Here is a 14,600-nt window from a genome sequence, read left to right as displayed (position 1 = left end):
AAACTGACGAAACGTATGCCACCTTCTATAAAAGGCTCAAAAAAATTCTGGAATTTTTCTCCCTCTTTTTTTGGAGTTAATTTGATTATAGCTGTCGCCATAACGTTCTCATTCTGTCCGTCCTGCCCGTTTAGTATCGACGGTTGGATACGCTCGATTGATAATTTTGCCACTTCATTCCTCGTTTCATGTGTCCTGAGTTATGGCGGTTTTCTGTTTGAATATCATTTTGACCGGAAAATGCCCTGGATCAAATATCCTGTTCAACGGTTGATATTAGAAAGTTCGGGATACCTGTTGTACGTAATTATTACCAGCCTGATCCTCTCTTTTTTTATCAGATCTTTTTATCGGGGTTCGGTAGATTTTCAAAATATTAACTGGGACGGACTAATATCAGACACAATTCTGCCATTGAAAATCTCAGTCGGAATTTCCTTTGTTCTCATTAGTCGGTCCTTTTTATTGGAATGGAGAAAATCGGCAATTGAAGCCGAGCAATTGAAAACGGAGCAGTATGCCCGGCAATATCAAACTTTAAAGGATCAGCTGAATCCGCATTTTCTTTTTAATTCTCTGAATGTGTTAAGCAATCTGGTTTACGATAATCCCGACACGGCAGCTCAATTTATTCGCCAGCTTTCCAAAATTTACCGTTATGTTCTGGAGGTGCAGCAAGAAAAACTTGTCAGGCTTTCCAGTGAGCTGGAATTTGCAGAAAACTATCTTTCGCTTCAAAAAATACGTTTTGAAGAAGGGTTGATCTATCAAATCCATACCGTTCAGCCAACTGATCTTTACCTGCCGCCGCTTTCGCTTCAAATGCTTTTGGAAAATGCGATTAAACACAACGTAGCGTCCAAAGCAAATCCTCTGATCATTGAAATATCGATCGAAGAAAATCGAATAGTTGTTAAAAATAATTTGCAGTTGAAAAGTAGTTTATCCGAAGAGTCAACTGGAATCGGCCTGTCTAATATTCGAAAAAGATATGAATTGTTAAGCAGCGAACCAATTGAAATAGAAGAATCGCTTTCGTCATTTATCGTGAGATTGCCTTTATTGAATGGTCAAAAACTGTAAAACTTTTTTTAAATGACAACAATACTGATCGTAGAAGATGAAAATCCGGCGGCAAAGAGGCTCATAAAACTGGTAAAAGAAATTTTACCAGACTGCGAAATTTTTGGAAATCTGGATACAATTACCTCTGCCGTTGAATGGCTTAGTAATAACGCTCAGCCCGATTTGATTTTTCTGGACATTCAGCTTGCGGACGGGATAAGTTTTGAGATTTTTGAGCACGTAAAAGTTGAATCACCTATCATCTTCTGTACCGCTTTCGATCAATATGCGATTAAGGCGTTTAAATTGAACAGTATCGACTACTTGCTAAAACCAGTTGATCCGGAAGAGTTGAAAAACGCGATAAAAAAATTTCAGTCGGGAAGAAAGGCGCCTGAAATAACACTTGATCAAATAAAAGTTTTGCTTCAACCCATTCAGAAGGTATACAAAAATCGCTTTCTGGTAAAAGTTGGCGAACGAATTCAAACCATTGCTATCGAAGAAATTGGATATTTTTACAGTGAAGATAAAGTCACTTTTTTAATGACAAGACATGGCAAAAAGTTTATCATAGACTACACGCTTGACGAAGTTGAAGCGATGCTGAACCCGGACGGTTTTTTCAGACTGAACAGAAAATACATCAGTTCGGTTGATGCTATCAGGGAAGTTTTTACTTATTCCAACAGCCGGTTGAAAATCCAGCTTGACCAATGTCTGGATAATGATATTCTGATAAGCCGTGAAAAAATGCAGCCTTTCAAGACCTGGTTAGGACAATGATTTTTATCAGATTTGAAAGAAATGTTTGCAAAAGCAGCTTTCTGATAATGAAACCTCAGAAAAGCTGCCTTGGTCTGCCGTAAGGTGAAGTTCCGAATTTTACTGCGGCGAATACTTCACAATATCAATCCCAATTCCGTTTGGATCTTCAATGGCAAAATGCCGGTCGCCCCAGGGCTCATCGCGAATGTCGATTTTAATTTCAATTCCTTTTTTCTTTATCTCAGCATAAATTTTGTCAACTTCATCCACTTCGATCGTGAGATACATACCTTGTCCCTGAAATGGTTTATGAAAAAATTTCTGCTGCGATGGATGATTTGGAAGCAAAAAGCTAATTTCTGATTCTCGGTTGGGCGTGTGCAAAAGCAGATAAAATTCGTTTTCAAACGTTATCCCAAAGTTCAAAATTTCCGTATAAAAAGCTCTGCTTTCATCCAATTTTTCTGTGATAATACCTGCGTTTAATTTCATCTTGCTACGATTTACAGTGACGGAATTTGGTTGGGTATACGCTACCGTAAATAAACAATTGCATATACCAATGATGAGTAAATGTTTCATTTGCTTGATTTAATGAAACAAATTTTGCATTTTAAAAAAATGCAAAATTGTAAAAAACGGACAAATTATTTCCGAAATGCCTGACCTGGTGTAATGCCGTAAAATGTTTTGAAATCTTTGATGAAATGAGCCTGATCAAAATACCCCATATCCAGAAATAATTTTTCCTGGCGCATTAATTGTGCGGATGGCCGGATGTTTAAAAGGCTTTGAAAACGTATAATTTTGCTGAAAGTTTTGGCAGAATCGCCAATGTAAAACTCGAAAAGCCGGCGAAGTTGACGTGGACTCAGGCCGGTATCAAGATCTTTTTCAATAATTAGAGCCCCTGAACTTTTCATTATAAGATCGATTGCTTGAAAAAGCCTTTTGTCTGCTATCAATTCGTTTTTGTTCAGAATTTTGAGAAAATGCTGGTCCAGACGAGATTTAATATCCAGCGAGTCATCGCCTGGATGAAAATTTTCCCTGATGAAGAGAGAAGTGTCTGGTACAACGCTATCCAGATTTTCAAAACGATCACTTAATTCTGACGCTTTAACTTTAAATAATTGCGGAAATGCGGCAGGTAAAAAGCGTATTCCGAAATAGCTGAACGAATTACCGAGTGGAAATTCGGTGAATTTTTTTGAGAATCCCATCACAAAATTCTCTTGTGGATTGTTGAGTTCAAAGACAATATCAATGCAGCCATCTGCAACAACTGTGTAGTTAAATGGCTCAACAAGCGGCTGATTACTTTTTAATTGCCAATAGCAATAAATAAAATTTTGCAATCCGGCTGCCGGCAAAAATTCCAGATACGCGACGTTTTCAGCCGAATTTTTTAGGGACGGCTGCAAAGGTTTGTAAAGATTTCTAATGTTGGCATCAGGTTTCATAACTACAATTTATGCAAAAATTAAAGGATCACAATTCCTTTTCAATCGTTAAACCCTAGTTTTAACCTTTTTATCGTGTAAATATACATTGACCTTTGAAACGGCTTTTTGTATTTTGCAATGCTGGTAACCGGACCAGAAAACCACAATGGTATAGTTATTGAGTCAATATCTGTTTTGCATTAAATAAACTTTTTTCACCATGCGTCAGGATTATCTGGATATAAAAAGATCACTCAACTTAAAAGACAAGTGCCTCAATTTTTATAGTTTGAGGGCTTTGGAGCAAAAAGGAACGAATATCTCCGCCTTGCCTTTTTGCATACGCGTTTTGCTTGAAAATGTGCTGAGAAATTTTGACGGCAATGTTATTACAAAAAATCATGTAGAAACCTTGATGAACTGGCAGCCTGAGCCAGACGACAAGGAAGTGCCTTTTATGCCTGCCAGAGTTTTGATGCAGGATTTTACCGGCGTTCCTGCGATTGTAGATATTGCATCGTTGCGGGCAGAGATGGAACGACAGGGAAAGGATTCTTCAAGAATTAATCCGTTGATTCCTGTTGATCTGGTCATCGACCACTCCGTTCAAGTCGATTTTTTCGGAAATAAGGAGGCTTATGAAAAAAACGTCGAAAAAGAATATGAGCGAAACAGCGAACGCTACCGGTTTTTAAAATGGGCGCAAAAAGCTTTTGATAATTTTTCGGTAGTGCCTCCGGGAATGGGTATATGCCATCAGGTAAATCTTGAATACCTGTCGAAATGTGTGGTTGAAAGAGATGGACTGGCTTTCCCGGATTCACTCGTAGGCACCGATTCGCATACGCCAATGGTCAATGGTCTTGGAATTGTTGCTTATGGAGTGGGAGGTATTGAGGCTGAAGCTGCGATGCTTGGTCAGCCACAATTTTTTGCGGTTCCCGAAGTGATCGGGTTAAAATTATCCGGAAAACTTCCCGTCGGGACGACAGCCACGGATATGGTTTTGACTATTACCGAATTGCTTAGAAGGACAAAAGTAGTTGGGAAATTTGTTGAGGTTTTTGGAGACGGACTTGCTTCGTTATCCGTTCCTGATCGGGCCACTATCGGCAATATGTCGCCTGAATTTGGCTGTACAATCACATTTTTTCCAATCGATGAAAAAACGATTCAGTATCTTGAAAAAAGCAATCGCCCACGGGAAGTGATTGAACTTACTGAATTATATGCAAAAGAAAATTTGCTGTGGCGGGAAAATGAAGATGCTATAAAATACAGCGATATTGTCGAACTTGATCTGAATTCCATAGTACCGACGATCTCGGGACCAAGCAGGCCGCAGGATAAAATCCTGTTATCTGATGCAAAGGATGTTGTTACGGATATTCTGGAAAAGAAATATTCAAGGAAATATATCCAGTTTGTTGACCGTCCATTAAGTACTTGGGCCGATGAAGGCGGAAATGTTGAACCTGCTCAGGTAGTTGAGAATAATCAGGCAGAAATGCGTACGGCCGAGGTAAATTACAATGGAGAAAAATTTTTGCTGAGCGACGGTCATGTGGTTGTTGCAGCCATAACAAGCTGCACAAATACGTCTAATCCGGATGTAATGATCGGCGCAGGTTTGCTGGCTAAGAAGGCATTGGCGAGAGGATTGAATGTAAAACCCTGGGTGAAAACCAGTTTGGCGCCAGGATCAAAGGTGGTGACCGATTATCTTTTGGAATCCGGATTGCTGGACAGTCTGGAAAAGATGAAATTTAATGTGGTTGGCTATGGCTGTACTTCATGTATCGGTAATTCCGGACCACTGCCAGATCCGATATCCAATGCCGTTGTCGACAACGACCTGATCGTGGCTGCCGCGCTTTCAGGCAACCGAAATTTTGAAGCACGGATTCATCCACAGATCAAAATGAACTTTCTAATGTCGCCCTTGCTCGTAATTGCCTATGCAATAACAGGCAGAATGGATATTGATATGGATGAAGAACCTTTGGGATTGGACGAAAGTGGAGAGCCCGTATATTTAAAAGATGTATGGCCATCTCAGGAAGAAATTGCGGAGGTTGTAGACCATGTTGTCAAAAAGGAATTTTATCAAAAAAGTTACAGCGAAATTTTTGATGGAAACGACCTTTGGAAAAAATTATCGGTGCCTTTGGATAAAGCATATCGCTGGGATCCCGAGTCGACTTATGTAAAGGAAGCTCCGTTTTTTGTAAATATTTCTGCGGAACCTGAAATTATCCAGCCTATCTCCGACGCACGGGTTTTACTTATGCTGGGAGATTCCGTAACAACAGATCATATTTCTCCGGCAGGTTCGTTTAGCAAAATTTCGCCTGCCGGAAAATATCTGCTAAGTCGTGGTATCCCGTATGAAGAGTTTAATTCGTATGGATCCAGAAGAGGAAATGACGAGGTGATGGTACGCGGAACATTTGCCAATGTGAGAATCAAAAACAGGCTGGCTTCGAAAGAAGGAGGATTCACTACTTTTTTTCCAACGGGTGAAGAAATGACGATTTACGATGCTTCGCTGGGATATACATCGAATGCAACGCAGCTGATCGTTATCGCCGGAAAAGAATACGGTAGTGGTTCTTCGCGGGACTGGGCCGCAAAAGGTACTTATTTGCTCGGCATAAAAGCCGTAATAGCAGAAAGTTTCGAACGCATTCACAGGAGTAATTTAGTCGGAATGGGCGTTGTGCCGCTCCAATTTTTCGATGGTGAAAATGCGCAGAGCATAGGTCTCGATGGAACTGAAATATTTACAATCAAAGGGTTCAATGACTCAATTAAACCAAACCAGCAACTGGTAGTTTCTGCGTCGCACGCCGATGGTTCCTTTAAAACATTCAGCGTACGATGCAGGCTGGAAAGTAAAATGGAGATAGATTATTATCGCCACGGAGGCATTCTTCAATATATGCTGAGACAGTTCATAAAAAGTGAAGCATAAAAATTAAGCTTATCAATGCGTATATAGTTAGCAGTTAATATTTTTCGGGAAAAAGTACCCGGGAGTAACTTTCCTGATGTTAGCTTTATATCATTGAGAAGATGGAATTATTATTCTTTATAATAGTTTCATCTTCATTTTTTAATTTCCCATCTTTACGAGCCTCATTTTACGTAAAATTGAAGATGAAAGATTTAGATAACGAAAAAAAACTGGCAGCAAAAGAGGCTGTTAAATATCTGAAGGATAATCAGGTTGTTGGCCTGGGATCAGGTTCGTCGGCGACACACGCCATATTGGAAATTGGAGAATTGGTGAAGAATGGTTTGAAAATTACAGGCGTTTCAACATCTTCCAAATCAGAAGAACTGGCTAAATCGCTGGGAATTCCAACGGTTGATATTTCTTCTGTCAGTTCGATTGATGTAACCATCGACGGAGCTGACGAATTTACTTCGGATCTGAATCTTATAAAAGGAGGCGGAGCTGCGCTGCTCAAAGAGAAGGTTGTGGCTTCGCTTACAAAAGAGGAAATCATCATTGCAGATTCTTCAAAAAAAGTTGAGCTTCTGGGAAAATTCACAATTCCGGTAGAAGTGATCAGGTATGCTTCAAAATATGTAATGAGCCAGATTATTTTGCTTGGTGGCAAAGGAGAAATCCGGCTAACTGAAGGTGAACCCCTTTTGACGGAGGAAGGAAATTATATCATCGACGCTGATTTTGGACTTATTCCCGATCCGGCCTATCTGGCGACAAGACTTAGTGAAATTGCCGGTGTTGTCGAACATGGCCTATTTATAAAACTGGCGGCCAGGGTAATTATGGGGAATAATGATTCCACGATCACTTTTTCGTAAACCTGTGTTTTGGATCTCACAACGCCGATTTACGGTATTTTTATTTTTAAAATATGTATTAAATTAATGTTAAGAAAGTAAAAAAAAGAGAAAAATTACTTAATCTGAAAACTGATGGTCAGCAATAATATTGACCGAACTTTGCGAAAAAAGTGTAGTATATCAAAGGACTCAGGAATTCAGGTTATGAAAACAGTACATTTTTCCTACTCCGACGAACAAATTCTTAGGCTTATTCAGGAAAATAACGACGAGTCAGCTTTTACTATGCTGTATGATCGTTATTTCCGGATGTTATTTAACTATACATACAGCAAAGTAAACGACCAATTTGCGGCTCAGGAGATTGTTCAGGAATTGTTTGTCAGTATCTGGCAGCACAATAACAGGAATACGGTTAATTCTTGCCGCTCTTATTTGTTTTCTGCAGTTAAAAATCTGATCATTTCTTATTATAGAAAGGAATATACCCGAAAGTTTCATTACGACCGTTGGGAAGTGCAAAGTGAAGGTTCTGTAAATCTGACCGATCAGGATATCCTGACCTCAGATCTGCAAAAACGTTATGAGCAAGGGCTGCACCTGCTGCCTCCAAAGTGTAAGGAGGTTTTTATTTTAAGCAGAAAAGGAAATACCAACAAAGAAATTGCGTTGCAATTATCAATTTCCGAAAAAACAGTGGAGCACCATATCACAAAGGCGCTCAGGGTTTTAAAAGAATATTTAAAGGAGCATTTTGCTTACGCGCTCATTCTGATCAATTTTTTATAATATTTTTTTAACCCGACTAAGGGTTGCCTCCTCGGCGCGCGACTTAGGAATTGTAACATTCACTAAGACATGACGCCGGATAATATCTCACCCCAACTTCTTGACAAATATCTTAATAACCAGTGTACTGACGAGGAGCGCCAGCGGGTAGAAAACTGGTTCGCTTCCCTGCGCGGGAAATCGGATTTCCTGGACTCTCTGCCGGAACATGAACAAGCTCAATTACAAAACGAAACATTTTCTAATATTCAGAATCGGTTGAATCTGGGTAATGAGCGGGAAGTGAGGAAATTCCCGTTGGGCTGGATTTCCTGGCTCGCAGCGTCTGTCTTGTTGGTTGTGGGGATTTATTTAACTTATAATTTAAATGGCAAAAAGGAAGTCTCGATTGCAAGACAAATTGAGCGGAAAGGGGCTGAGAATATTGTTGAATATACAAACCAAGAGCCCCGGGTCATCAGACATCAGCTTCCTGACGGCAGTCTGGTTTGGATGCACACAAAATCAGTTATTCGGTATCCCAGAGAATTTGATCAGGATAGAAGGCTCGTGACGTTTAGCGGGGAAGGTTTTTTTGATATCACAAAAGATAAATCCCGTCCTTTTTCTATTCAGAGTGGTGAGATGGTTATCAAGGTCCTGGGCACAAGTTTCAATGTAAAAGCGCCATCCGAACAGAAAGTTTTTCAGATTTCAGTAGTAACAGGCAAAGTAGAAGTGTCAGCGCCTGATAAGGAACAAAAGCAGCAATTGGTAGTATTAAAGCCGAAGCAGGAAGCATTTTTCGAAACAGCTAGCAAACGTCTTGTTTTTGCGGCAATTACACCACAAACAAAAAAGGAAATTTACGAACCAATTACTGTCGTCTTTGATCAAACACCTTTGAATGAGGTTATTGAGCAATTGGAAAAACGTTTTGATGTAAAGATAAGGTTGGCCAACAAGGGGATATCTTCATGCCGGGTCAGTGGAGATTTTGAAAAACAACCTTTGCCAGGCATCATGGAAATGCTTTGTACCACCCTTGAAGCAAATTACACCATGTCCGGGAAAACAATATTGATCCAAGGCCTGCCGTGCAACGAGTGATAAATAAATTGTTAATCCTAACACAAATTTATGAAAGACAACTACCTGATCCCGCCGTGAAAAAATAAAACCGGGAGTGTACCACCACCCCCGGAGCAAGCATATGGCCTATGTTGAATCGTACCACCGAGACAAAAGGCTCATGTATCCAAACAGTGCTTAAACTATCAAGACAAATCAAAATTATGCAAAATTCAGTACGTAACAAGCCCATTAACTGGCAAAAAATAATGCGCATCGGATTGCTACAATGGATATTGGCCGTTTTACTCGCAAGCATTAGTTATGCGGGAGAGCTTTCGGCGCAGTCGGTATTAAGTAAAGACGTTACGCTCCGGATCACTAATGTCAGGCTGAACGAGGCGCTGGAACAGATCCAGGAGAAGACAAATACCAAATTTGTGTATAGCAGCCGTATTTCCCTCCGGGAATTTGTAACCATTGATGTGAAAAATCAAAAGCTTTCCAAGGTCCTGGATCAGCTTCTTATGCCTCGCGGGATCAATTATAAAGTGATTAATGAACAAATTGTCCTGGCGAGAGAGCGGTCGCAAAGGGAAGAAACAGTGATCGAATCTCTTGAAAACAAGTTGCAGGTTTATATGACCAACCGGGAAATTCGCATCAGAGGAACGGTGAAAGCTGCGGCTGATAATGGAACTCTGCCTGGAGTAAGTGTCATTGTAAAAGGTGGAGCCAGCGGTACTACGACTGATAATGATGGTGGTTTTGAACTGACTGTCCCGACAACGGAAAGTGTTTTGGTATTCAGTTTTGTCGGGTACGTATCTCAGGAAGTAACCGTCGGTAGCAGATCTGTCGTGGATGTCACCCTTGCACCAGATACCAAGGCGCTCAATGAGCTTGTTGTAGTGGGTTATGGTGTACAGAAAAAAGTCAACCTGACGGGAGCGGTAAGCCAGATTCAGGCGAAAGATCTTGAAAACAGGCCTTTGAATAACATGTCTCAGATTCTCCAGGGGATGATTCCTAATTTAAACATTACCTTTTCTACCGGCCGGCCGGGTCAGGGAGGAAATTTGAACGTGCGTGGAGAGACATCAATTAACGGAGGTGGGCCACTGGTCTTGATCGATGGTATTCCGGGTGATATTAACCGCATAAATCCAGGTGATGTGGAATCTGTGTCGGTTTTGAAAGATGCCGCGGCGTCTGCAATTTATGGCGCCCGCGGCGCTTTCGGAGTAATTCTTGTTACCACAAAAACGGCGAAAAGCGGTAAGACAAGTATTTCTTACAGTAACAATTTCGGCTGGTCTACGCCAACGGTAAGCACGGATTTTCTTACCAATGGTTACGACTATACAATGCTGAATGATGAAGCTTTTAAGAGAGCGACCGGGAATACCTATACCCGTTATTCGGACGAAGATTATAAAGAGCTGGAAGCCCGTCGATATGATAAAACCGAAAATCCGGCGCGCCCGTGGACAGTGGTGAAGAATGTGAACGGAAAAGATATTTATAATTATTACGGAAGCTACAATTGGTGGGATACCATGTTCACAATGACGGAACCTTCTCAACAGCACAATCTGAACCTATCAGGTGGAACCGAAAAAATCAATTACTTTCTTTCAGGATCTGCTTTCTCAAAAGACGGGATTATGAAGATCAACACGGATAAATTCAACTCATACACCTTACGTACGAAAGTTAACGCGCAGCTGACTCCGTGGCTAAAGGTGAGTAACAATACTCAGTATTTTGATTCAAAATATAAATATCCGGGTATTGAAGGCGGCGCTAATGAAAACTTTGTTGGTGTTACCGTTCATGCGCTCCCTATTTATGCACCAAGAAATCCGGATGGTACTGCTACCTATAACACGCTAAAAAATAACTATTCGATCGGAGATGGACTGTTTGCAAATCTTTTGAAAGGCGTTGCAGGCGGTGAAAAGAAAGCGCACGAACTGACAACGATCAATTCCCTGACCATTGATTTTTCAAAGAGCTGGAATCTGGTAGCGAATCATTCCTATTCCTTTTATATCGCCGATGATTGGTACCGTTCCGCGGTTGCGCAATATTCTATTCAGCCAGGTATATTGACGACTGTTCCAAATTATAACACGGATCAGCTAAAAAAAACCTTTTGGTTTGATCCGACCAATGTGGTTAACGTATTTTCTTCGTTTAATCACAGTTTGGGAAAACATTATTTTGGAGCGACTGCCGGTTTAAATTATGAAACCAAGAAACATCAGCGGCTTTTTGGAGCGCGAAAAAATCTGCTTTCCGAAAGTCTGAATGACCTGGATCTTGGAACAGGCGAACAGCTTGCAACGGGCGATTCTTACCAGTATGAACTGTTCGGGGCATTCTTTCGTATGAATTACGATTACCTCGGAAAATATCTTCTGGAAGTAAATGGCCGGTATGACGGCACCTCCCGGTTTGGCGCGGGTAGACGGTATGGTTTCTTTCCCTCCATTTCAGCAGGATGGCGCGTCAGTGAAGAGAAATTTTTCGAGCCAATCCGCGATGTTGTGAACAATTTGAAAATTCGCGCTTCTTACGGAACGCTGGGAAATCAGTTGCCATCCAACAACAATTCTGCCAGTTTTTATCCATACATATCGATTATGCCAACCGCTCAGTCGAGTTGGATCAATAATGGACAAAAACTTTCCTACGTGAATAGTCCAAATCCGATTTCGCCGAATCTGACCTGGGAGAAAGCAACAACCTCGAACATTGGTCTGGATATCGATTTGTTAAAAAATAGGCTGAACGTAGCATTTGATGGTTATATCCGTAAAACCACCGATATGCTGATTCCTGGAAAAGTTTTTCCGGCAGTTTATGGAGCACCGGTTCCCACACAAAATGCCGGTGATTTGCAAACCAGAGGTTTTGAGCTATCCATAGCCTGGCATGACCAGGTCAAACTTGCCGGAAAAGTGTTGGCATATAACGCATCTTTCATTGTTTCAGATACCAAGTCGAAGATCACCAAGTATGATAACCCAAACAAGATTTTGTCCAGTTATTATGAAGGGCAGACGATTGGTGACATGTGGGGGTATTCTCTTGATGGCTATTTTAAAACAAATGAAGAAGCGCAGGCCTATACAGTCGATCAGTCTTTGGTCAACAAACAGCGCCTGAGCGCACCGGGAGACTGGAGTAAATTACAGGCGGGTGATATCAAATTTATAGATTCTGATGGCAATGGTAAAATCGATCAGGGAGCTAATACGCTTTCGGATCACGGAGATTTGAAAATCATTGGTAACAACAAAGCCCGCTACCGTTACGGACTGAATTTGGGAGCTTCCTGGAATGGCTTCGATTTGTCGACACTGACACAGGGAATTCTTCGCAGAAACTGGTATCCGGGAAATAATGCGGATAAATTCTGGGGACCTTATTCCCGTCCTTATTATTCTTTCATTCCGAAAGATTTTCAAAAAGATGTCTGGACACCAGAAAATCCTAACGCCTATTTTCCTGTGCTCAGAGGATATACCGCGCTCAACGGCGGTGGGGATTTAAATGCTCCTAACGATAAATACGTGCAAAATGTGGGTTATCTGCGCCTGAAAAATGTGGTGATCGGTTATACGTTTCCGGAAACTTTGACAAGAAAAGTAAAAATTCCGAAAGCCAGGATTTATGTGAGCGGAGAGAATTTGCTGACCTACACACCGCTCAGATCAAAATACATTGACCCTGAACAATTTGACGGGGACGCAACCAATGGCCGAACCTATCCGCTGTCCAAAACTTTTTCGGTTGGTCTGAATCTCAATTTCTAACTCAGGAATTAACAATATATAGTTATGAAAAAAATATTAGCAATCATTGCCGTAACCTTCGGCCTGGTTTCCTGCGACCTCGATCAGTTACCTTTGGACGCGATTTCTCCGGAAACATTTTTTAATACAGAAAATGACCTTCTGCTTTATACAAATTCTTTTTACAATGCTTTGCCATCGGCTGAGGACATCTACAACGAAGATGTAGACAATGTTGTAAAAAATAGCCTTCGTGATGAATTGCAGGGTACCCGCGTAGTGCCGACAAGCGGCGGAGGATGGAGTTGGTCTACTTTACGGAATATTAACTATTTTTTGGCCAATTCTGGAAAATGCCCAGACCCGAAAGCGGTGGCGAAATACAACGGCCTTGCCCGTTTCTTCCGCGCATATTTTTATTTTGGTATGGTAAAGCGCTTTGGCGATGTTCCCTGGTATTCACAGCCTATTGAAGAAAAAGATGGTGAATCACTAACGAAAGCCCGGGATACACGTGCGATGGTTATGGATTCTGTAATGGCTGATCTGGATTATGCGATTGCCAATCTTGACGGAACACGACAGGTGAGCACGATCACAAAATGGACGGCGCTTGCCTTGAAATCGCGGATCGGGTTATATGAAGGAACATTCCGTAAATATCACCCTGAATTTAAACTTTCAGGTTCCGATAAATTTCTGGATGCTGCCATTTCTGCTTCGGAAGACTTAATGAAAAACAGTGGCTATACCATTTACAAAGCCACGCCTTCAACGGCCTACCTCAAATTTTTCTCTTCGGATAATGCGATTGCTGACGAGGTAATACTAGCAAGAGATTTCAGCGACGAGTTGCAGGTTTACCACAATCTGAATTACTACACCATGACGGCTTCCTACGGAAAGCCCGGTTTGGAAAAGAAACTTGTCAATAGTTATCTGATGGCTGACGGCTCACGATTTACAGATATTAAAGGGTATGAAACGATGCAGTTTTTCGACGAAGTTCAAAACCGTGACCCACGTTTATCTCAAACCATCCGCACTCCGGGTTATACCCGGATTGGCGAAACCGCGCAGCTCGTTCCTGAGTTTGGCGCGACGGTTACCGGTTATCAGCTGATCAAATTTGTTTCCGCATCCAAATGGGATACTTTCAATAAGGACATCACAGATATGCCGATTTTTCGCTACGCCGAAGTTTTGCTGAACTATGCCGAAGCGAAAGCAGAAAGAGGAATTTTAACGCAGGATGATCTGGATAAATCCATCAAATTAATTCGAGATAGGGTAGGTATGCCAAGTATTAATCTGATTGAGGCCAATAGAAATCCGGATCCTTATCAGGCCCAGCAATATTCACAGTTGAATGGCAGCAATGCCGGTGTGATACTGGAAATTCGGCGGGAAAGGCGGGTGGAACTTGTAATGGAAAATTTCTTCCGCTGGGACGATATCATTCGGTGGAAAGAAGGTCAGCTTTTGACTAAAACATACAAAGGAATGTACTTTCCGGGTGCGGGGAGTTATGACCTGGACAGAAACGGAAAGGTCGATCTGATTATTTATGAGGGAGAAAAACCGGCTGCGACAGGTGCGCAAATCCTCAAACTGGGAAGCGAGATTTTATTGGAAAATGGAAACAAAGGAGGAAGTATCGTGGTAAATGGACATATTAACAAAAAGTTTAATGAGGCCAGGGATTATTTGTATCCAATCCCGACGCAGGAGCTTTTATTAAATCCGAAATTAGTCCAGAATCCCAGCTGGTAATGCCGCCAAAGGAATACCTGAATTTGCCACAGGTTTAATTCAGGTATTCCTGGTAAAGATTTTCGATGTTGCGCACTTTTACTTTATAAAA

The 14,600-nt window shown here is 41.3% G+C and carries 10 protein-coding genes; 8 read left to right on the top strand and 2 right to left on the bottom strand.

The window, feature by feature from the left end:
• The first annotated feature begins 15 nt into the window (after positions 1–15).
• Together BMY70_RS11845 and BMY70_RS11840 are read left to right on the top strand one after the other, a co-directional pair.
• Entirely contained in the window at positions 16–1,083 is a 1,068-nt protein-coding gene (locus BMY70_RS11845; RefSeq protein WP_229209573.1) for a sensor histidine kinase, read from the top strand.
• Positions 1,084–1,095: 12 nt separating this feature from the next.
• On the top strand, positions 1,096–1,851 hold the full coding sequence (locus tag BMY70_RS11840; RefSeq protein WP_090335368.1) for a LytR/AlgR family response regulator transcription factor: 756 nt from the start codon (positions 1,096–1,098) through the stop codon (positions 1,849–1,851).
• Between the two features lie 99 nt (positions 1,852–1,950).
• On the opposite strand, the gene BMY70_RS11835 is transcribed toward BMY70_RS11840, so the two are convergent.
• The gene (locus BMY70_RS11835; RefSeq protein ID WP_090335367.1) at positions 1,951–2,325 is read right to left on the bottom strand and encodes a VOC family protein; all 375 of its coding nucleotides are present in this window, start codon (positions 2,323–2,325) and stop codon (positions 1,951–1,953) included.
• A 155-nt stretch (positions 2,326–2,480) separates the two neighbouring features.
• Positions 2,481–3,296, bottom strand: coding sequence for an AraC family transcriptional regulator (locus BMY70_RS11830; RefSeq protein ID WP_090335366.1), 816 nt, complete (start codon positions 3,294–3,296; stop codon positions 2,481–2,483).
• 202 nt (positions 3,297–3,498) lie between these two features.
• Between BMY70_RS11830 and acnA the strand changes: the two genes are divergently transcribed.
• The 6 genes from acnA to BMY70_RS11800 all read left to right on the top strand — a co-directional run bounded on the left by acnA (position 3,499) and on the right by BMY70_RS11800 (position 14,509).
• Complete coding sequence (acnA, locus tag BMY70_RS11825; protein WP_090335365.1) at positions 3,499–6,252, top strand: aconitate hydratase AcnA; 2,754 nt, start codon at positions 3,499–3,501, stop codon at positions 6,250–6,252.
• Between the two features lie 185 nt (positions 6,253–6,437).
• A complete protein-coding gene (gene rpiA / locus BMY70_RS11820; protein ID WP_090335364.1) occupies positions 6,438–7,112 on the top strand; it encodes a ribose-5-phosphate isomerase RpiA in 675 nt (224 codons plus the stop codon).
• 186 nt (positions 7,113–7,298) lie between these two features.
• Complete coding sequence (locus tag BMY70_RS11815) at positions 7,299–7,883, top strand: RNA polymerase sigma-70 factor (protein ID WP_229209572.1); 585 nt, start codon at positions 7,299–7,301, stop codon at positions 7,881–7,883.
• Positions 7,884–7,952: 69 nt separating this feature from the next.
• Positions 7,953–8,972 carry a FecR family protein gene (locus BMY70_RS11810; protein ID WP_090335362.1) on the top strand — a complete coding sequence of 340 codons (1,020 nt, stop codon included), beginning with the start codon at positions 7,953–7,955 and terminating at the stop codon, positions 8,970–8,972.
• Between the two features lie 185 nt (positions 8,973–9,157).
• Entirely contained in the window at positions 9,158–12,757 is a 3,600-nt protein-coding gene (locus tag BMY70_RS11805) for a TonB-dependent receptor (protein WP_090335361.1), read from the top strand.
• Between the two features lie 24 nt (positions 12,758–12,781).
• A complete protein-coding gene (locus BMY70_RS11800; RefSeq protein ID WP_090335360.1) occupies positions 12,782–14,509 on the top strand; it encodes a RagB/SusD family nutrient uptake outer membrane protein in 1,728 nt (575 codons plus the stop codon).
• Positions 14,510–14,600 lie beyond the last annotated feature (91 nt).

It is taken from the genome of Dyadobacter koreensis, from assembly GCF_900108855.1.
Lineage (GTDB): Bacteria > Bacteroidota > Bacteroidia > Cytophagales > Spirosomataceae > Dyadobacter > Dyadobacter koreensis.
This window is presented reverse-complemented; position numbering and strand designations above follow the sequence as displayed.

Excerpts from the sequence above, each read along its gene's own strand:
- BMY70_RS11845 (WP_229209573.1), top strand. The coding sequence starts at position 16 with ATGCCACCTTCTATAAAAGGCTCAAAAAAATTCTGGAATTTTTCTCCC.
- BMY70_RS11840 (WP_090335368.1), top strand. The coding sequence starts at position 1,096 with ATGACAACAATACTGATCGTAGAAGATGAAAATCCGGCGGCAAAGAGG.
- BMY70_RS11835 (WP_090335367.1), bottom strand. The coding sequence starts at position 2,325 with ATGAAATTAAACGCAGGTATTATCACAGAAAAATTGGATGAAAGCAGA.
- BMY70_RS11830 (WP_090335366.1), bottom strand. The coding sequence starts at position 3,296 with ATGAAACCTGATGCCAACATTAGAAATCTTTACAAACCTTTGCAGCCG.
- acnA (WP_090335365.1), top strand. The coding sequence starts at position 3,499 with ATGCGTCAGGATTATCTGGATATAAAAAGATCACTCAACTTAAAAGAC.
- rpiA (WP_090335364.1), top strand. The coding sequence starts at position 6,438 with ATGAAAGATTTAGATAACGAAAAAAAACTGGCAGCAAAAGAGGCTGTT.
- BMY70_RS11815 (WP_229209572.1), top strand. The coding sequence starts at position 7,299 with ATGAAAACAGTACATTTTTCCTACTCCGACGAACAAATTCTTAGGCTT.
- BMY70_RS11810 (WP_090335362.1), top strand. The coding sequence starts at position 7,953 with ATGACGCCGGATAATATCTCACCCCAACTTCTTGACAAATATCTTAAT.
- BMY70_RS11805 (WP_090335361.1), top strand. The coding sequence starts at position 9,158 with ATGCAAAATTCAGTACGTAACAAGCCCATTAACTGGCAAAAAATAATG.
- BMY70_RS11800 (WP_090335360.1), top strand. The coding sequence starts at position 12,782 with ATGAAAAAAATATTAGCAATCATTGCCGTAACCTTCGGCCTGGTTTCC.